This window comes from Algoriphagus confluentis (genome assembly GCF_036245625.1).
In the GTDB taxonomy this organism is placed as follows: Bacteria; Bacteroidota; Bacteroidia; order Cytophagales; family Cyclobacteriaceae; genus Algoriphagus; species Algoriphagus confluentis.
On the sequence record NZ_BTPD01000006.1, the window covers coordinates 188259 to 208663 of the forward strand.

General features: G+C 44.9%; 10 protein-coding genes. All 10 read left to right on the forward strand.

Features of this window, described 5'->3' with window-relative positions:
* The first annotated feature begins 6 nt into the window (after positions 1-6).
* The 10 genes from AAA943_RS10725 to AAA943_RS10770 all read left to right on the forward strand — a co-directional run bounded on the left by AAA943_RS10725 (position 7) and on the right by AAA943_RS10770 (position 20403).
* Positions 7-1074, forward strand: a complete 1068-nt coding sequence (locus AAA943_RS10725) for a glycosyltransferase (protein WP_338224242.1) — start codon at positions 7-9, stop codon at positions 1072-1074.
* 9 nt (positions 1075-1083) lie between these two features.
* Positions 1084-2322 (forward strand): glycosyltransferase, encoded by a 1239-nt coding sequence (locus tag AAA943_RS10730; protein ID WP_338224243.1) that lies wholly within the window; start codon positions 1084-1086, stop codon positions 2320-2322.
* Positions 2323-2326: 4 nt separating this feature from the next.
* On the forward strand, positions 2327-3610 hold the full coding sequence (locus AAA943_RS10735) for a glycosyltransferase (protein ID WP_338224244.1): 1284 nt from the start codon (positions 2327-2329) through the stop codon (positions 3608-3610).
* On the forward strand, positions 3603-4766 hold the full coding sequence (locus AAA943_RS10740; protein ID WP_338224245.1) for a hypothetical protein: 1164 nt from the start codon (positions 3603-3605) through the stop codon (positions 4764-4766). The genes AAA943_RS10735 and AAA943_RS10740 overlap by 8 nt, the downstream gene beginning before the upstream one ends.
* Positions 4729-5802: a glycosyltransferase family 4 protein gene (locus tag AAA943_RS10745; RefSeq protein ID WP_338224246.1), complete on the forward strand. Its 1074-nt coding sequence runs from the start codon at positions 4729-4731 to the stop codon at positions 5800-5802. The genes AAA943_RS10740 and AAA943_RS10745 overlap by 38 nt, the downstream gene beginning before the upstream one ends.
* Positions 5803-5984: 182 nt before the next feature.
* A complete protein-coding gene (locus tag AAA943_RS10750; protein WP_338224247.1) occupies positions 5985-7574 on the forward strand; it encodes a DUF4091 domain-containing protein in 1590 nt (529 codons plus the stop codon).
* Entirely contained in the window at positions 7567-8658 is a 1092-nt protein-coding gene (locus AAA943_RS10755) for a DUF1972 domain-containing protein (RefSeq protein ID WP_338224248.1), read from the forward strand. Before AAA943_RS10750 ends, AAA943_RS10755 begins: the two co-directional genes overlap by 8 nt.
* 54 nt (positions 8659-8712) lie before the next feature.
* Positions 8713-10500, forward strand: coding sequence for a capsule assembly Wzi family protein (locus AAA943_RS10760; protein ID WP_338224249.1), 1788 nt, complete (start codon positions 8713-8715; stop codon positions 10498-10500).
* 458 nt (positions 10501-10958) lie between these two features.
* A complete protein-coding gene (locus tag AAA943_RS10765) occupies positions 10959-19532 on the forward strand; it encodes a PKD domain-containing protein (RefSeq protein WP_338224250.1) in 8574 nt (2857 codons plus the stop codon).
* Positions 19533-19566: 34 nt separating this feature from the next.
* Entirely contained in the window at positions 19567-20403 is an 837-nt protein-coding gene (locus AAA943_RS10770) for a polysaccharide biosynthesis/export family protein (RefSeq protein WP_338224251.1), read from the forward strand.
* Positions 20404-20405 lie beyond the last annotated feature (2 nt).

Consider the following 20405-nt stretch of genomic DNA (forward strand, 5'->3'; position numbering starts at 1 on the left):
ATCTGAATGAGGAAACTGATTTACATTTCTTCCTTCTATCCTGAAAAAAGCCCTGGAGTAGTTAACAAAATCCAAGGCACCTTGGAAGCTGCAAGTCGGATAGGCTATTCGACTTCTTGGATCAATATAGTTCCCGAGCCAGGATTTCTTAGCAAGTTAAGTCAAGCTTTAGACCAAGCTCAGGCAGAAGTAATTCTTTTTCGGAGTATTTGTCAATACAATTTTTACCTGATTCCAGCATTTATTCGGGCTAAAAAGAGAGGCATAAAATTGGTAATGGACGTACCTACCCCAAATGGCACCGCCATCAAGGAACTTGCCAAATCATCTAACTCCCTTATCAGAAAGATTAAAGATTTGGCTTATCTCATTGTTTCAGGCCCAATTCCTTACTGGTTTGTCACTCGGATTTTGCAATATGCTAATGAGAGTTCCTGGTTTCTCTTAGGGAATAAGTCGAGAACCCAGCTTTTGGGGAATGGAATAGAGGTCAACTCGATACCAATCCGCAATTCAGTTCCTAAATGGACGGGAGACCGACTGGACTTGGTCTGTGTAGCTTCTCTTAATTATTGGCATGGAATTGATCGATTAATAGATGCCATGGCCCAGGTTAATTCCAAAGAATCCAAGCTCAAGATCTTTCTGAAGGTAATCGGTGAAGGCGCTGTCTTTTGCCAGTTGAAGGAAAGGGTAAAAAAATTGGGTTTGGATAGCTATGTGAACTTTCTTGGTTTTTTAAAAGGGGAGGAACTCTATACTCATTATGAAAGGGCACATCTTGCTGTTGGGTCACTTGCCTTGTATCGGAAAAACCTTTCTACAGCTTCCGAATTGAAATCCAGAGAGTACTGTGCTGCGGGATTGCCCTTTATTGTCGTTGGGAATGATCCCGATTTTGGAAAAGAGGCAAAATTTAGAATTCAGCTGGCTAATCACGAGCCGATTGATGATTTGGTAAAGTTTTTTCAAAACTTCAACCCAGACCTCATTGATTTCAGCCCTGTTGAGATTAGAAAGTATGCCGAAAAGCATCTTGATTTTTCTGTAAAAGTCCGACAGATCTTGGACTGAAGCTAAAAGATGAAAAACGTACAAACTCTTTGCCTATTGACCCAAAAATTCCCCTTTGAATCAGGGGAAGAGTTTTTGGTGCCGGAGCTCAAACAGTTAGCAATTGAGTTTGAAAAAATTATCCTAATTCCCACTTCGGTCAGGGATTATTCTTTTCAGAGAAAAGTTCCCGAAAATGTTCTAATCCAACCCATCAGAAATCCGGAGTCTCCTTTTCAGGTCGCCTCCGCTTTAGTCCAAAACTTCCCCCAATTTCTAACTTTATTGAAGGAGCAGATTTCATGGGATGGTTTGAATTTCTATCAGCTAAAATATTGGGTCTATCATATCCCATTTGCGCTCAAGATTAGAAATGAGCTGGAGAAATTATTGAATCGAGAAGAAAACCCTCTCTTCTATTCCTATTGGGTAGATACAAATGCCTTCGCGATTTCCTTGTTAAAGAGGAAGTATCCCAAAGTCAAATTTGTAGTAAGAACACATGGAGGGGACCTGTATAATGAAAGAAGTCCTTCAGGAAGGATTGCATTCCGTAACACGATCTACCAAGAAACAACAGCTATTTGGCCGATTTCTTCCCATGGGATGAATTACATTCTGAATAATTTTTCAGAGCATAAGGAAAAGGTAAAATTATCGCGTTTGGGAGTGGAGGATTTCGGTATGGGGCCTATTTCCCCTTCTGAGGACCGATACCATATCGTTACCTGCTCTTCCCTTATTCCACTCAAGCGGGTAGAATTGATTGCCCAAGTGCTATTCAATTCGGTCTTACCAATCCGCTGGACTCACTTTGGAGGGGAAAATAAGGAGTTTGACCGAATCCTTGGCAAATTGGGAGAAAGACCGCAAAACTTGGAAATTTCCTTCAAAGGGAAAGTTAGTAACGAAGCCCTTATGCACTTCTATGCTACTCAATTTGTGGACTCTCTGGTCAACTTGAGTGAGTCCGAAGGAATTCCCGTTTCGATGATGGAGGCGATTTCTTTTGGGATTCCCGTTTTTGCCAATCGGGTAGGAGGCATTGGGGAATTAGTAGTGGATTCCACAGGTTGCCTTGTCGAGGAAGGGCAAAATGTAGATGACTTGGTAAGACAATTCGAAGATTGGATCAAGTCAGGGAAAACCCGAGACCCTGAATTTCGGAAAGGAGTCAGAAGGTTTTGGGAATTGAATTTTAGAGCGGAAACCAACCTTTCAGGCTTCATGCAAAGAATTACCGCTGCTCAGGAGGAAGCTTTATCCTAAGCTTTTGCAAAAGATCTTATTACTTTCTCATTATTTCCAACCCTGTACCCTCACTCCTGCACAACGGATAAGTTATTGGGCAGAAAACTTCCATCGTCTCGGTTATTACCCGGTAGTGGTCACCCGAGCATGGAATCCGGACATCCGAACCCATCAGGATACCAAATTGCCTTTGGGACGGGAGGTTCGAATGGAAAAGTTTCCTACCCATGAAGTTCACTATTTGCCGTTTAGGCCCGGAATGCTCGATTGGACCTACCTCCATCTCGGGGAGACTTGGCTCAGACCGCTTTTTCTGCTAGCCAAGTTAGTGGATGTTGGTTTGGTTCGCTTTTCCCTTCGGTTTACTTCCTATGCCAACTACTTGCCTTATCTGAAGAACCTGATCAGTCAGGATCATTTTCACACCTTGATTATTTCCGGAGAACCTTTCTACCTCTTTCGGATAGGATACTCCCTTCAGAAACACCTGAACCAAAGATGGATTGCAGACTACAGGGACGATTGGAGTACCAATGAACTGCAGATGGAGAAAAGCGGGAGTTTGATCCGAAAGTGGGTGGCTAAGTTGGAATCGAGGTATGAGAAAAAATGGGTGCAAACGGCTGATTCAATCATTTCAGTTTCCGAGCCCTACACGGAGCGAATCTGCAAATTCCTGAACAAAAAAGGAATTACCATTCAAAACGGATTTGAGGAAAGGCTGTTGGAATTGCCGGAATCGGAGCTTGACGGGCAGTTTACCCTTATCTACAGCGGCGTGCTGTATCCATCTCAGGATATCAGTCTGATTTTGGAGGTTCTCAGCCAATGCCATGCGATGAATCGGCCTTTTCGCTTGATTTTTATGGGTGCAGGATTTGATTTGAAGGAAAAAAAGCGGATCGAATCCTTGGTTCCAGATCAGCTTAAGCCTTGGGTCCAAGTCACAGAACGATTTCCTCGGTCCAAAGCACTGGAAATGCTACAAAAAGCCCATGTATTCTTGGGTATAGCTTATGGGAAAATGAAAGGAATCCCGTCTTCCAAGCTCTATGAATACCTTGCTTTGGGTAAGCCGGTTTTTCTTTGTCCTACTGATGGAGACCTGATGGAGCAAATCCTGACCGATTCGGGTTTGGGATATTTTGCACAAAACACCAAAAATGGAGTAGGAATCCTTCTCCAACTTCAGGAATTATACTTGGACAAAAACAAATTGGCCGAAAAGAAAGCAGCATCCCGTGAGCCTATCTTTAAGTATTCCAGATTTTCTCAATTAAAAAAATTAGCAGAACACCTTGGATAATAGCTCCACTTTGGCAGTTGGCCTAATGAATCAAATGGTCCGTATCGGGTGGATTTTGGTTTTATTCCTCACCTCCTGTACCCAGCTTGTCAGCTTCCAGTTGGATAAGGCCCTGATGACTCTGGTGGTGGGCGCTTTGCTTTTTCATTCCATACTGTCTGGAAAAAAAGTGCCGGCCAATTCCTATTTAATTTTGGTTTCCAGTCTTGCCTTGGTCCTGCTATCCTATTTTGTCAATCTTCCGGAATCTTCCCTGATTATCTTCTTTCCGATCATTGGCTTGGCCTTTGTCACCTTGATAGGGGAGGAAGAAGATTTCCTTAGTCTGATTCAATGGGCTGTATTTCTCCATATTTCAGCAGGTATTTTCTTCGTGATCGCCAGCTATATTTTTGGACTCAATTCCTATGTGCACCCCATGTACGACAAGGGCTTACCCTTTCTCCATGCAGCAAAAGGCCTGACTACGACCGTACAGGCTTTTGGGACCTTGATTATCAGTTGGTTTTTGATCTATTATTGGAAAAAAGATCAGGGAAAAGTCAGCTTAATAGACCAATTTGCCTACGGGGTGGTGCTTTTAGGGTTGATTTTAACCTTCAACAGAAACAGCCTCCTGATTTATTACATCATTCTGTTTTTTAAGCATAAAAGAATCTTTGGGTTCAGCGTGATTCTGGGGATAGCTTTCGTGATATACTTCTTTGACTTTATCAACAAACTGATATTCAACCTCACGACACTGAGCTCCAGATCGGATCTTTTGGAGGCATTTCGAATTGCTTTTTTTGAGCATACGAGCTGGATCCAATACCTCATTGGTCATGGGAACAATATGGTAGATGACAGTATTGCCAGGGGTACTTTTTACCGCACGGGTTATATCGAAAACGGCACTTCGGTGCTGTTATTTACCTATGGATTTATCGGTTATTTTTTCTACCTGGTATCGGTATTTGTGTTTTCTTTTCTTTTTTGGGCCAAAGGAAAAATTTTCTACGCGGCCATGCTCTTTTACATATTTATTGTAGCCCAGCAGTTTACGCATGAATTTTATTCCACCACCATTTACCTCCTGCTTTCTGTCTTTCTCCTGATTTTACAGAGTTATCCAAAAATTGAAAAAAAAGATCGTCTTTTTTCACCTGCTGAATAACTTCACAGGAAGTCCCCAAATCCTTCGGAACGTAATCGAGACGGCCATCAAAGAAGGGTATCCGGTTGAGCTGTACACGAGTTCGACTCAGGGGTTTCTTTCGGGTATACCCGGGGTGAATTATCGCCCCAACTTGTATCGGAGATACCCCAATCGCTGGATAACGCTCTTTACTTTTTTTACCAGTCAGCTGATCCTGGCTATAGTCCTGTTGAGGCATTTGGGTGAGAAAAGTATTTTTTATACCAATACTATTTTGCCTTTTTCGGCCATTTTTGCAGGTATAATGATGGGCAAAAAGGTGATCACGCATGTTCATGAAAATGAAGTCAGTCCCAGGATTTTGGATAGGTTTTTATTTTGGTGGGTAAGAAATTTAAGCACTACAAAAATCGTGGTTTCGGAATTTCTTCGATCCAATCCCAAATTAGGACAAAAAGACATCATTCTTTTGCCCAATGCGGTGAATTCCAGGATTACGAAACATGCAGTCCCTGTGACTTGGTCCTCAGCATCTTTTACGGTCTTGATGTTGGCCTCCTTAAGGCCTTACAAGGGAATTGACGATTTTGTACAATTGAGTCATCGACTGCCCGGGATCAGATTTATTTTGGTACTGAGTGACACGGATACAGAGGTGGGAAAATGGAAGAAAAACCTAGTATTGGGTTCCAATATTGAGATTTTCCCGGTTCAGGAGGAAGTGATTCCTTTTTTCAAAAAATCCCATCTTCTGCTCAATCTCGCCCATCCTGACCTATGGCTGGAGACTTTTGGAATGACCGTCTTGGAAGGTTTTTGTTTTGGACTCCCGGCTATTGTTCCCACCCTGGGTGGAGTAGCCGAATTGGTCGATGATGAAGTCAACGGGTATAAAATCGATTATACCCAGGCGGATTTGATTGAAAGTAAAATCCAAGATCTGGCAAAAAACCCGGACCTTTGGGAAAGATTGAGTAAGGGGGCTTTGCTTACCTCCCAAAACTATACTTTGCAGGAATTCGAACGAAAAGTCTCAGGAATTTTGAACTCATGATGTCGAGTAGGAGGAAAACCTCTACTTGCAGGCATAATTTTAAAAGCAAAGGGAATCTCCTCGGGGCAGTGTAAAGACAAAGGATAAACTCCTGAAACCGGGTATAACCTACGGGCCACACAAAGGAACAATTATCACCCCCGCGAGATTCTACCCGACCATTGATAAACGATAACAAACATATGAAGTGGTTAATTTTTTCATTTTTGATGATATCCTCCTCAGTCTGGGGACAAAAGGCTGAATTCATCAAGCTGGAAAAGCTGTATGAGCCGGCTCCTTCTTCAGGCACGTATTCGGCATGGCGTCAGGAAAGTCTGCTCATTCCCTTCCGATATGAGTCCACCAATACCGCCCCTGTCTCCATACAGGTTGCCTCTCCGGGACTGGAATTCTTCCAGGAATGGTTTGAAATTCATTCGGTTTGGGCTGATTTTTCGGCAGGAAATTGCGGGCAGGCCAAAGCGAACGGTTCATTCAGAGAAGCCTTAATTCCCGACCGAGTAAGACCACTGAATTTACCAAAACTGGAGGCAGATTCTACAGTGAAATGGGGCCTCCTAAAATTACAAATCCCAAGGTGGGCCAAACCCGGACTCTATGATTTGAGCCTCAGCTTTTCCCAAAATGGAAAGAATTCCCAGCTCAAAGGAAAACTCACCGTGTTGGAACAGGTGGCTCCCTTGGTAGAAGAAGTCTCCTTCGGTGCTGATTTTTGGCAGTTCCCTATCAGCGTAGCAGACTATCATGGAATCAAGCCTTGGTCTGCCGAGCACTGGAAAAAGGTCGGGGAGATGCTTCATACGCTAAGAGCCATCAACCAGGAATCCCTGACCGTCTCCATCTTTTGGGATCTCTACAATACCAAACTCAGGCCCTTGGATGAAATGATGATTCAGGTGACCCGAAATGAGGACAATACCTACAGCTACGATTTTTCAAATTTGGAAGCTTACATCCAAATGGCGCAGGATTTGGGAGTGGACAAACAGATTTCCATCCATAATCTATTCCCTTGGAACCAGAATTTTTACTTTTTCGATGCAAGGAGCAGGCAGGTAAAAGCCGTCAATGCAGCTCCCAACTCCGGCCCTTATCAGGACTTTTTCAAGCCCCTCATTCAGGCGACTTCCGACTTTTTGGAAAAGAAAAAATGGAAGCAAAAGACCTATTGGGTGATCGATGAGCGGGACCCTACTCAGACCATTCTGTTGAAAAATTGGATCAATGAAATTGCTCCTGGATTCAAGTTTTCCTTCGCTGGGAGGCTGAGTCCGGCTTTGGCCAAGCAGATGGAAGAATATGCCTTACCAGTCAATGTGAGCCTAACCGAGGAACAGTTCACTTCCCGGGTGAAGATCAATGGAAGGACCATGATGTACACTTCTTGCTTTGAGCAGGCCAATCAGCCCAATTCGCTATTGACCTCAGACTTGAGAGATATCTATTTTTTAGCCCATCTTGCCGACATCCGAGGGTATCAGGGTATTCTGCATTGGGCGTATAATCTGTGGTCACGGCAGATAAAGACTTCAGCTGTTTATTCGGATGTACCTTCAGGAGATGCACATTTTGTATATCCCGATGGAGAACTTTCGGTTCGATATTTGGTGTTTCAGGATGCGATTGAGGAAATAGGAAAATTCCGATTGATTTCTAAAGTAAAAAACCCCGGCACAATCAGGCAGTCTTGGGGACGTTACTTTTTGATCAATGTAGAAAAAGAGAGATTTCTTGCATTGGAGGCCATGAAAGCGTATTTGAATGATTAAGAAAAAACTTGCTATTCTTGGAATCGTAGGTGTTCCTGCGAATTACGGAGGGTTTGAGACCTTAGTGGACAACCTTCTTGATCTTTTGCCCAAATTCTTGGATGTAACTGTTTATTGCGAAAGTGACGCCTATCCCGAAAAATTGGACACCTACAAGGGGGCCAATCTGATCTACGTCAATAAAAAAGCCAATGGAGCCCAGAGTATAATCTATGACGCGCTGTGCCTTTTCAAATCCTACAAAAGCCACGATTATATTCTCTTGCTAGGGGTTTCAGGAGCCATTGTTCTTCCCTTCATCAGACCATTTACGGCTGCCAAAATCGTAACCCATATCGATGGCCTGGAGTGGAAAAGAGACAAGTGGGGTTGGTTTGCCAAGAAGTTCCTCAAGTTTTCAGAACGCCTGGCGGTCACTTTCTCACATGGGGTCATTTCTGACAATAAGCATATTCAGGATTACGTGCAGGAGGAATATGGCAAACCCTCTTTTTTGATCGCTTATGGAGCAAATCATGTCAATTTTGTCAATTCAGAGCCTTACCTGAAAAAGTTTTCCTTTTTGGGTTCTCCCTACATCTTCACCGTCTGCAGGATTGAGCCCGAAAATAACGTGGAAATGCAATTGAGAGCGTTCAAAGAGTGTGACATCGGAATGCCCTATGTAGTCGTAGGCAACTGGAACGCCAACGAGTACGGCCTGAAACTGTACCACGATTACTCCACCGTGGAAAACATTATTTTGTACAACCCGATTTATGAGACAGACGAATTAAATGTCCTTCGATCCAATTGTTTCTTTTATCTCCATGGCCATAGTGCGGGAGGGACCAACCCTTCCCTTGTCGAGGCCATGTATTTAGGACTTCCGGTGATTGCTTATGGAGTAAATTACAACCGTGAGACGACCTTCGGTAGAGCACACTATTTTGCAGATTTTGAAGAGCTCAAGGAATTACTTTTGAACATCAGGGAATTGGATAGAGAATCCATGATGGATGATCTCTACAAACTGGCAAAGAAAAACTACTCTTGGAGGGCGATTACCAAGAAGTACATCAAGATGTTTAATTCAATTGGTTAACAGAAAAGGCAGGGAAAAAATCGGCTTGCAGATTTGGATGAGAAGAGGTTTGGTTTGAAGATACTAAAAGGAATACAGGTGACCTTGGAGGAATGGGCTGCCCGGATTGCTGCTATGCCAGTGCCTGGTTCAGGAAGGATTGGAAGGAAGGCGGAGAGATGGGGCTTAGTGATTTGCCTGAGTTTAGCCCTATTTCCCCTTTTGCTAGTGGGTCAGACTATTCCAGCAGGCTTTCCTGTTTTGGAGGAACAAGCCCGTAGAAGTCAGCTTTTGGGAAAAAATTACCTGAATTACTCCTTTTCTTCCAGACCGATACGATGGGAACCGGGCTTTTCGGACTCCTTGATTCACAATTCTGAAGTTGGGGAAAGGCCAAAGAAGAAGGAAAATCCCAAAACTGTTTTCAAAGCCCTTCCTATTTTAAACACCACTGTATTCAATTCGGTAAGACCTTATGGATGGGGTAACTATGGACTTCAAAATGGGAGAGGAATACAAAATCTGTTTTCCCCAGGAGTTTTCCTCAAGTTTCACCTACTTGAAATCCAGTTAAGGCCCGAAATTGCCTTCTCTCAGAATCAGGCTTTTGATGGGTACCCGGATATCTTCTCTGACAACGTTAATTTTGCCAGATTCAGGTATTGGAATTTTGGGGATCATCCGGAGCGTTTTCAAGGGGAATTCAATCGGTTTGTTGCTTTGGGGCAGTCCTACTTTTCTTTGTCCTTGGGAAAGGCTGAAGTAGGTTTTGGAAGTCAGAATATTTGGTGGGGACCGGGACAGTTTTCCTCCTTGCTTTTCAGCAATAATTCCAGAGGGCTGAATCACTTTTTCCTAAAAACCAAGTCGCCTGCCAACATCGGGATTGGTCTCCTTGAAGCACAGATGATTTTTGGAAGAGCAGAAGACTCCGGCTTGAATCCATCCCAAAACGTTCGGCTGAACGAACAATACTTCAGAGCATTTAATGGGGATTGGAGATACATCAATGGGATTTCAATTGCTTTTCAGCCCAAGTTTTTAAAGGGCTTGACCATGGGGTTCAACCGGGTGTTTCAGCAATACAACGAGGATGTGGAAAACAGCTTTAGGGGAAGGGTTCCCGTTTTTGAAGTATTCCAGAAAGAGAAGCTGTTTGAAAATGGAAATTCGGTGATTTATGACCAGCAGGCCCAGGACCAATTGGTATCTGTCTTTTTCAGGTTTCACAATGCCAAAGGAAGATTTGAGGTTTACACCGAATTCGGCAAGCACGACCATAATTTCAATTGGAGGGAGTTCATTCTCAATCCGGAACACACCAGAGCCTTTCTTTTGGGATTTCAGAAGCTGATTCCTTTGGCATCATCCGATAGAATGCTCCAAATCAAGGGAGAGATTATTCATCAGCAAGAGTCCGTCAACAGGCACATTCGGTATCCTGTTTTGGGGGTGATCAATACCAGCTGGCAAACCCACTACCAAGTTAGAGGTTTTACCAATTACGGTCAGTCTCTCGGGGCTGGGATAGGCGTGGGGTCCAATGCTCAGATTTTGGAAGTCGCCTCGGTAAAAGAGGTCTCCAAATGGGGAGTGATAGTGAAAAGAATAGAAAATCATCAGGATTTCTATTACGGAGCTTTGGCCAATTCCTTCGCGAAAAAGCCTTGGATTGATTACAGTTTGGGGCTGCTTTGGGATCATCAATGGAAGCAATTGATCCTCAGTGGAAAGGCGGAATTGGTCCAAGCCAGAAATTACCAATGGCAGGACGAGGGAATCTCTACCCGAGACTTCCATTCCGGATACAATCCTGTCTCCTTTTTCGGGCAGATCAATCTCATCTATCTGTTTAAAAACTGATAGGCAAAGAATGGATCGCCACATCAACTCCTCCCGAGGTAAAAATGGATGATTTTCTGGTTCCTGAATACAAATCAAGACCCAGGTCCCTTTGGAATGAAAAAAAATGAATAGGAAAATAATCTGGGGAATGGAGAGAAAAATGAAATTATTCTTTATAAGAAATTAGCAGTTATTAAGCTTTGGCAAATGTTTTGAAGGATATTATTTTGCTTAAAACACTTTCAGGGTGTTTTTCTCAAAGTTCGAACCTAAACCTGAGGATAATTTGGCTGATTTCTATAGAAAGCAAAAGATTTGACCGAGTAAAATGATTCAATAAGTTGCTGATGACAGGTTATCTTTATCTTTGAAAAACCACCCGGTGTGTTGCATTTAAAATGACGCAATCCAACTACAAGGCAAATTTTAAACGACTTTATTCTTTCCTAGGGATATTTTTCGTCATTTTTTTGCTCTTGCCAAATCGGGGAGATGCTCAGGTTTCAATTTCCAGAGAGGGGTATCCCTATTGTGAACCTTTTATCGGGGGCATAGATGCTATAAGAAGGCCCGATGTGACGCTGTTCGGGGATGGAAATGGGCCCGGCAATCTCGCTTCAGCACTGACTGGACAGTCTATCCGTTTGACTGAAAATGAGCAATACAAAGATGGCTATGTTTATTTGGATTTGCCCTTTTCTCCCGAATACGGCATCCAGGTGTCTTTTGAATACCTAAGTTACGGGGGAGATGGCGCAGACGGAATTGTATTTTTTATGTTTGATGGGGCTTATGGAGACTTGCCTCCTGCACTTCCTTTTAATATTGGTGGGTTTGGCGGATCCTTGGGCTATGCACCGAGAATAGAAGGTGCCATTACGCAACCCGGATTGTCCGGAGCTTATATCGGTGTGGCCCTAGATGAATGGGGTAATTTTATCAGCTTGGAATCTACTCCTCCCAATAAGCCCAATGGATTGGGTCCCAATCCTAAACTACCGGGTTTTATGAGGTATCCTCACACGGTTGGGATCAGAGGTCCTGCTTCAAATAATTATCAGGTTTTTGATTACGAAGAAGTAAATATTTTTCCAAGACCTCCTGCTGATCAGTTTACTATCGACACAGGACCTTTCCCAGGCTTGACCTGTGCTTCACCCGAATACAGAAAAGTATATGTGAATCTTTCTCCCCGGCCTGATGTAGGGTATGACCTTACGGTGGATGTACGGGTTGGTGCCAATGTTTACCGGGTAATTGGCCCGACTCACTATAATTTTGCTGCTCCTGAAAACATCAAATTGGGTTTTTCAGCCGCCACTGGCGAGAATAAAAATTTTCATGAAATCCGAAATTTGGCGGTAGACGTCTCTAAAGTAGAGGAAGCTCAACGCCCAGAAGCCTCCGATGAGTTCTATAGAACCTGCGTGGATGAGGAATTGGAGATTTTTATTGATGTGGATCTTCGCAGTTCGGATAAGGCCTTTATCCAGTGTATTCAGCTTTACGAAGACGGACTGGATATCAATGACCCAACCGCACCTTGGAATACCTTTTCCTCAGACATTGATCATACCCAATGTGGTTTGACGCCCATCTGTCTCGCCTGTACCAGTGATTTATCTGAAAAACCTACCCCTCTCGGTACATTTACAGCTACTATAGAGGATCTTGATGATTCTAATTTTGATGATCTGAGAGATCGGGTACAGATTGTGTTTACCCCGAATCCAGGCGCTACCGGAAGATCAAAAATCTACTATACCATCACGGATAACTTCGGTTTGACTTCCAAGCCTAAAGAGTTGGTGGTCATCATCAATCCGATTCCTGAGTTTTTATCCGAACCGGTGATCCAACTCCCCACCTGTGACGGTCAAAATGATGGGAAAATCACTGCTGAAGTAGGAAATCTAATCCCAGGATTTGAACATTTCTGGTTGTATACCAATACAGCGGGGGTGGAAACCAACTTGGGAGAAGGGACCGTCATCGGTTCAGTTACCAACGACGGCGATGCAGCTACTTTTGAATTGGATGGAGTAAATGTGGGTCAATATGTGCTGGTCATCCGAAACCCTCTGGACGACGGGGCAGGCGGCTATTGTGAGGACAGACTGATCGTTCCTATCATTGAAGATGAGCTGGGTACACCGGTTACTGTAGACCAAGATACCTTTGAGATATGTGAAGGGGAGACCGTCACCATCGTACCTGAAGTCGATCCAATCTATCTGAATGGGCGGACTCCACAATTCCTTTGGTATAAAGATGCGGCCAAGACCCAACCTATCACTTCCAATCCATCTGCTCCTGCGGCTGATGGATTTACCTACGAAATCAATGCTCAGGGTCAGTTGATTGTAAATGGACTGCTTTCCCAAGGGGGAAATCCCTTTGTTTATACTTATTACGTCGAATTGAGAGAAGACAGAGGGGGCGCTCAGAATCTCTGTTCCATATTGGGCGACTTGGAAATTGCTGCCACGGTCACTGTTTTTCCCGCGGTAAGTTTTGATCCGCCTGTGATAGAAAACGATTGGTGCTTGGGAAGTTCGGGAAGTATTGATATTGTTTTCCGTAGAGGAAATGAAGTCTTGACTCAATATATCCTCTTTGATGCAGCAGGAAATGAAGTAAGGCCTGTTCAATCTACCGGTCTTTTCCAGGGTTTGAATAAAGGAAACTATACCGTAACTGCCTATTCCAACAACCCTGATTGTGAGCTGTCTTACGATTTTGAAATTCTAGGTCCCGATGACACCCTGGCACTGGATGTGATCAGCTTTGTCAATCCTAGTTGTGAGCTGAACAACGGTGCTGTCAGATGGCAGGCTTCGGGAGGCAATGGGACCTACAGTTTTGTCTCGATTACCGGATATCCACTCCCCACACCACCGACAGTAAATCAAATTGGAGCTGACGTATTTGAAGTGACCGGACTGGTTTCGGCTCCTCCCTACACGTTAACCTTGACCGTTCAGGACGCGCAAGGTTGTTTGAGCAGTAGCGACCAATTGATTACTCCTCAGATCCTTCCTGTCTACGAGGTCAATGAGGTGACCGTCTGCATAGGAGAAGCGGCTTCCATCAATGTATCTACTTTGAATACCGGCTTCCCGGATCCCAATGCTCAGTTTAGATGGTTTTCAGACGCCTCAGCAACTCAGCAAATAGGAGGGGGCAACCCAAATCCATGGGGAATTGATTTCACAGTAGATGCTGCCTCAGGGACCTTGACCGCTTCAAATTTTCCTGCTTCGACTTCTGTTCAGACATTCGAAGTATTCATGAAGCCTTCCATTGATCCCTATGATCCCAGCAATCCTGTAATCTGTGATCTTCCGGTTTTATCGGCTACTATCACGGTCAATCCTTTGCCGGCAATAGCAATAGTGAGGGCGCAGTCTGCCTCTTGTTTCGGAGGAAATGACGGTGTTATTGAAGTGAATGTGACCAATGGGGCCATCGCCGATTTTGAATTTATGCTGGATGGGCTTACCGGCTATCAAGCCAGTCCTGTATTCAACTCCGGCATCACTGCCGGAAACTACACGGTAAGGGTTAGAAATAGAGCCACCTTCTGTGAGGATATCCTTCCCGTGTCCATCCAGGATCCTTCCCAGTTGATCTTGACGGTCACCCAAGAAGTAGATCCTTCCTGTGAATTAGACAACGGATCCTTGATTTTTGAAGTAGTGGGCGGGACTCCTTCTGCTTCCGGTACTTACACCATTCAGATCAATGGGAATGCCCTAAGCACTTACAGCTTCACCGAGCTTTCTCCGAATGTTTTCCAAGTCATTAATTTGCCCGGAGGTAATTATGAAATCCTCGTCCAAGATCAGAATGCCTGTCCGGCAACTGCAATCCTTGATTTGGTGCCCCAGGTCTTACCGGAGTACACCTTGCAGGATTTGGAAGTCTGCGAAAACGAATTTGCCAGCATTTTGCCCACTGTGGTCAATCCGGGTGTGCCTGATGCCAATCCGGTCTTCAGATGGTACCGGGATGGCGCAGCCACAGATGAGATTCTGTCAGGTGTAGATGCAACCTTGGGAGTGACTTTCAATGTGGATCAAAGCAATGGACGCTTGGATATCAGCAATTTTGCCGGGGCTGGAACATTTACCTTCTACCTGAAACCGGATATCCTAAACGGCTGTCCGTTGGATCCTATTCCGGTGACCTTGACTGTAAATCCGCTTCCGACGGCAGACTTTACCCCTGTTTCGCCCCTTTGTTTTGGAGAGGCCAACGGCAGGTTGGTCTTGAGTGCAGGAGCTTCTCCGGACTATTCCTATGCCTTGGTGGGTAATCCTGCGCCATTTGACAGTGGAACCGGTGCTTTTGAGGGCCTTCCTGCAGGAAATTATCAGATTGAAGTCACCAATACCGTCACCGGATGCGTTCAGCTGATCGATGTGACGATTGATCCTACTCCTGAGCTTTTGGTCAATTTGGTTTCACAACAAGATCCTACCTGTAAGTTGGACAATGGCCAATTTATCTTTGAAATACTCGGAGGAACTCCCCTCAGTGCCGGGGAATATACCGTAGCAATCAACGGAACCCCACTAGGAAGTTTTAATCCAACCGAAACTTCTGCCAATGTCTTTCTGGTAGAAAATCTTCCCGGAGGGGCGTATGAGATCAGGGTGACGGATCAAAACGACTGTAGTGTACAACTCTCCTTGGATTTGGTACCTCAGATCTTACCGGAGTATACCTTGCAGGATTTGGAAGTCTGCGAAAACGAATTTGCCAGCATTTTGCCCACTGTGGTCAATCCGGGTGTGCCTGATGCCAATCCGGTCTTCAGATGGTACCGGGATGGCGCAGCCACAGATGAGATTCTGTCAGGTGTAGATGCAACCTTGGGAGTGACTTTCAATGTGGATCAAAGCAATGGACGCTTGGATATCAGCAATTTTGCCGGGGCTGGAACATTTACCTTCTACCTGAAACCGGATATCCTAAACGGCTGTCCGTTGGATCCTATTCCGGTGACCTTGACTGTAAATCCGCTTCCGACGGCAGACTTTACCCCTGTTTCGCCCCTTTGTTTTGGAGAGGCCAACGGCAGGTTGGTCTTGAGTGCAGGAGCTTCTCCGGACTATTCCTATGCCTTGGTGGGTAATCCTGCGCCATTTGACAGCGGAACCGGTGCTTTTGAGGGCCTTCCTGCAGGAAATTATCAGATTGAAGTCACCAATACTGTCACCGGATGCGTTCAGCTGATCGATGTGACGATTGACCCTACTCCTGAACTGATCATTACCCTGATTAATCAGGAAAATCCTACATGCGGAGCAGCAAATGGCACGTTTTCATTTGAAGTCAACGGAGGTGTACCCGCCTATTCCCTCACCATAAACGGTCAGCCAATAGCTGATTTTGATTTTAACCAAACGGGAAATTCCTATGAAGTAAGGTCTTTGGCACCAGGATCCTACGAAGTTGAGGTCATGGATTCCAATGCTTGTGTCAAGACACTGCCTGCCGTCACCTTGGTCAATGACGATGGCTTGACCGTAGATGTCACGCCTCAGGATCTAGTGCTTTGTGAAGGTGCCGTTGCTCAGATTCTCCCCGATATTCAAGCTCCGGCAGGTGCTGTATTTGTAATCCGTTGGTTTAAAGATGCTGCCTACACTCAAGCCATCTCTTCCGGAGATACGGATGGAGATGTTTCGTATGAAGTGTTGGCCAACAATTCACTCCTAGTGAGTGGCTTGAAAGCCGGTACCTACACCTACTACGGAAGACTGCAAGGGGCAGGAATCTGTACCATCCAATTCCCTTCTTCTGTGGAAATACTGCCTCCACTTGAAGCATCGCTGACAGCAACTCCAATCACCTGCTTCGGTGATTCTAATGGATCTGTTTTGGTGGAAAATGCAAGTGGAGGAAGTGGTTCGTATGAATTTAGCATTGATGGGGCAACCTGGCAGACCAATCCTCTTTTCGACAACCTTCCTGCAGGTACCTATCAGCTGGAAATGAGAGATCAAAACGGAGAGGCGACCTGTTATTTTTCGGAACCTTTCGAAATTCTGGGCCCTGCAGGTCCTATTGTCTTGGATGATTTTAATCAGTTTGTGGCAAGTTGCGGTCTTGACAATGGAGAAATTTTCAACATTGAAATCTCTGGTGGCTGGGGCAACTATGCTCATCAATGGACGGTAGGCTCTCCGACTGGTGCCCCCATTGCCGGAAGTCTGGACAAAATAGAAAATCTGGCTCCGGGCACGTATTATCTGACGGTGACAGATTCCGGCGGATGCCCAGAGGTCTTTGAATTCCAAATCGGAACAGCTCCTGATCCTCAATACACCGTGGTACCGCCTGGAGATAAGTGCTTTGGAGAACAAGTTGCCTTGGAAGCAGTCCATACGCCTGCTGACCCCAATAGCCCGGTAGCAAGAACTGAAATTGCTTGGTACAAAAATCCAAATCAATCCGGACTGATAGCAAATGGACCGGATCCAGGCAATCCGAATATTGTCTATTCGATCGTAGTTGATCCTAATAATTTTGTCAATTCCACGCTTTTGATCGATGGTTTGGCACCGGGAACCTACACCTACTACCTCTTTGTGGTCTGTACAGGAGTGGAAATTCCCGTGACATTCGAAGTCTTTGAATTCCCTGATTTGACCATCAACGCTGAGGACGAGAGCTGCTATCAAGCCAACGATGGCAAAATTGTCGTAACCGGTAATCTGGAACCTGGAATGACTTTTCAAGTAGGATCCGTTACCTATACGGCAGCCGAACTGGCCAATACCTCCTTTGCTCCGGGGAATTACACCATCAATGTTCAGGGAGCAGTTTGTTCGCGCATTTTCCAGACTAGTATTCAGGCTGCTACTGAAATTAAGGCGGTACTCATAGATTCAAAAGACGCAGCTTGTGGGGTAAAAGATGGGTTCCTAACCTTCGAATGGGAGGGAGGTAAAGCACCGTATTCGCTCACTTTGACTTCGACGAGCGGAGAATCTTTCACCCATCAGACCAGTGACCTTACGTATTCCTTTGCGGGATTAGGGCAGGGAGATTATATCCTACAAATCGTGGATGACAACGGATGTGATTTCAATCTTGCCAACCCGGTTTCCATCAACAATGGTCCTTCTGAAATCATCGTCGACCGGGTTTATTCTACCTGTGACGGAATCCCTGTTTCCATCGTCCCATCCGTCAATCCATCCAATCCTAATCCGGTTTTCACCTGGTATTTGGGTTCTATCTCGGCTGCCAATGTATTGAGAAATGGATTCCAACAAAATGGATTGACATTCAATCTTAACGCAAGGGGCAACTTGACCATTAGTGGGATTACCACAGCCAATGCGCCTTTCGACCTTTGGGTAACCGTAGATGGTCCAAATATCTGTGTGGGAGACCAAAAGCAGGTAACCATAGAAGTTTTTGGTAATCCTGAAGTGCAAGTCACTCCGGTTCCGGAGCAGTGTTTTGGGGATGGTGGAAGTCTGTTGCTCAATATCCCTACTAATCAATCTATTGAATTCAGCCTGAATGGTGGACCTTATCAGGCCTATCCAACTTCCGAAATAAATGGCTTGGCCCAAGGTACCTACTCCTTGTCGGCACGAAATCCAAGCGGTTGCGTGATTCAAATCGGAAGTTACACCATTACGGGTCCGGCTGGACCTCTGGAAATTCAGAATCTGACCGCAATCGGTGCTACCTGCTTGAGTCCAAATGGGCAGATTTTCGGAACTGTAGCCGGTGGAACAGCTCCATATTCACTGGTGGTCGACAGTGATTCTGGTCCAATTGATGCTTCATCTATCCAATGGACAGGAAACAATTTTGTCGTAGACAACCTCCCGCTTGGAGCCTACTCCATGACCTTGACTGACGCAAATCTCTGCGTGGTCAACGAAACCGGGCTCACCATTTCCAATGAGCCGCTTAAAGTCGCTACCGATGACGTGACCATTTGCGAAGGTGAAGTGGCAGTTCTGACCCCAAGAGTGACGGGCGGACAAGGGGCCGGACTTACCTATTCCTGGTTTAAAGATGCCCAGGGGTTGGATGAAATTCCTGTAGGTACAAGTACGGACGGATCGATCACTTACAACCTCACAGACAGGGGAATATTGTCCATCACGGGTCTGAAGAGTTCAGACTCTCCTTTGCCTTTCTATGTGGAGTTGGATATCAATGCCGCTTGCGGAAGAGAATTGGAAGAAGCCTTGGTGACTATCAACCCCATTCCCAATCTCCGAACCAGCAACCCTTCCATAGTTTGTGATCCAACCCAAACGGTAGATTTGTCCTTGTATATTGACGGATTTGATCCCAATAGATACGACTACGAGGTTCTTGATGGTTATGGCAACGCCCTGAGAATGGATGAAATCAGGACGATCTCGGAAACAGGCATCTACCGCGTGAGAATGAAGAACAAAGGTTCTAACTGTTATACTCCTACAGAAAGAATCCTGGTAAGAATCGCTGAGGTGCAGTTGGTGGCTAACTTTGACTATCAGGTAGAAATTGTTCCCGGGCAACCTTCTCCAAATGCAGAGGTAGGTATCGGGGATCAGGTAGTGTTCAATGATCTTTCATTAGGAAATCCTATCCGCTGGGAATGGGATTTTGGAGATGGAACGACTTCTACGCTTCCCTCTCCCAACCATACCTACAATGAAATAGGGACATTCTTGGTTATTCTAAAGACTTGGGATGATCTTGGATGTGAGAGCGTTGCGATCATCGAATTGGTAGTGTCTGATAACTTTGACATTATTTTCCCCAACGCATTTACACCAGACCGCTCAGACGGGAAAAATAACCTGTTCTTCCCTAAGTACCGTGGACTTGCTTCCTTGGAGTTCTATGTATTCACCACTTGGGGAGAACTCATCTATGAATCAAGCAGTTTGGAGGCTCAGGGATGGGATGGGACATTCAGAGGTAGACCTGCAATCAATGGTAATTACGTGTACAGAGCAAAATATAGAAGTAGAGGAGGTTTCGTTGGAGAAACTGCTGGTGTTTTTGTTCTAATTAGATAATTTTACGCTCCAATTTGATTTACTTTAAAAAAATATGAATAATTCGACCCCTTTCATCAACCGAAAAACCACCCAATTTTTATTTTTCCTTCTTCTTTTTACCGTCCTTTTTGCTTCTTGTATTCCCAACCGTAAAGTTATTTACCTTCAGAATGAATCCAATAATCCCAGCTTAGAACCTGGAAACAGGATTCCTTATCAAATGGTAAAGTATGCCTTGCAGTTTAACGACATCGTAGATGTGCAGGTGATCACCAACGATGAAATCATCAGAAATGGATTCAACATCACGAAAACGGACGTATCTCCGAATCTCGGGATGCAGCAAGGACAGGGTGGGGGAGACGTATATTATATGACAGGCTACACCGTCGATGAGGACGGGATGATAGAGCTACCGCTTTTGGGAAAAGTCAAAGTCGGTAATTTGACCCTGGATGAGGCAAAAGAGGAAATAAGAAACAGGCTCACCAATTACATCAAATCCGATTTTTACGTAAGAGTCAAGCTGGGAGGTATCCGATACAGTGCAATAGGGGAATTTAGAAACCCCGGTAAGTATGTCGTTCTGCAAGACAGAATGACCATTTTTGAGGCCATTGCCAATGCCGGAGACCTGACCACGATTGCCAGAAGAGACAAGCTCCTATTGATCAGACAATACCCTGACGGAAGCCAGGTGTATGAGGTGGATCTAAATGACCGGTCTCTGCTCAACAGTGAGTTTTATTTTATTAGACCCAATGATCAGCTCTACGTGGAGCCTTTGAAAGTAAGGGAACTGGGTGCAGGAGAAAATGCCGCACAGACGATTACCTTATTGATCTCTCTCTTTACTTTTGCAGCCTTGATGCTAAATCTTACTCAGTAATC

What these genes read in the sequence shown, in the direction of transcription:
- AAA943_RS10755 (WP_338224248.1), top strand. Translation starts at nt 7,567, where the DNA reads ATGATTAAGAAAAAACTTGCTATTCTTGGAATCGTAGGTGTTCCTGCG.
- AAA943_RS10750 (WP_338224247.1), top strand. Translation starts at nt 5,985, where the DNA reads ATGAAGTGGTTAATTTTTTCATTTTTGATGATATCCTCCTCAGTCTGG.
- AAA943_RS10730 (WP_338224243.1), top strand. Translation starts at nt 1,084, where the DNA reads ATGAAAAACGTACAAACTCTTTGCCTATTGACCCAAAAATTCCCCTTT.
- AAA943_RS10725 (WP_338224242.1), top strand. Translation starts at nt 7, where the DNA reads ATGAGGAAACTGATTTACATTTCTTCCTTCTATCCTGAAAAAAGCCCT.
- AAA943_RS10770 (WP_338224251.1), top strand. Translation starts at nt 19,567, where the DNA reads ATGAATAATTCGACCCCTTTCATCAACCGAAAAACCACCCAATTTTTA.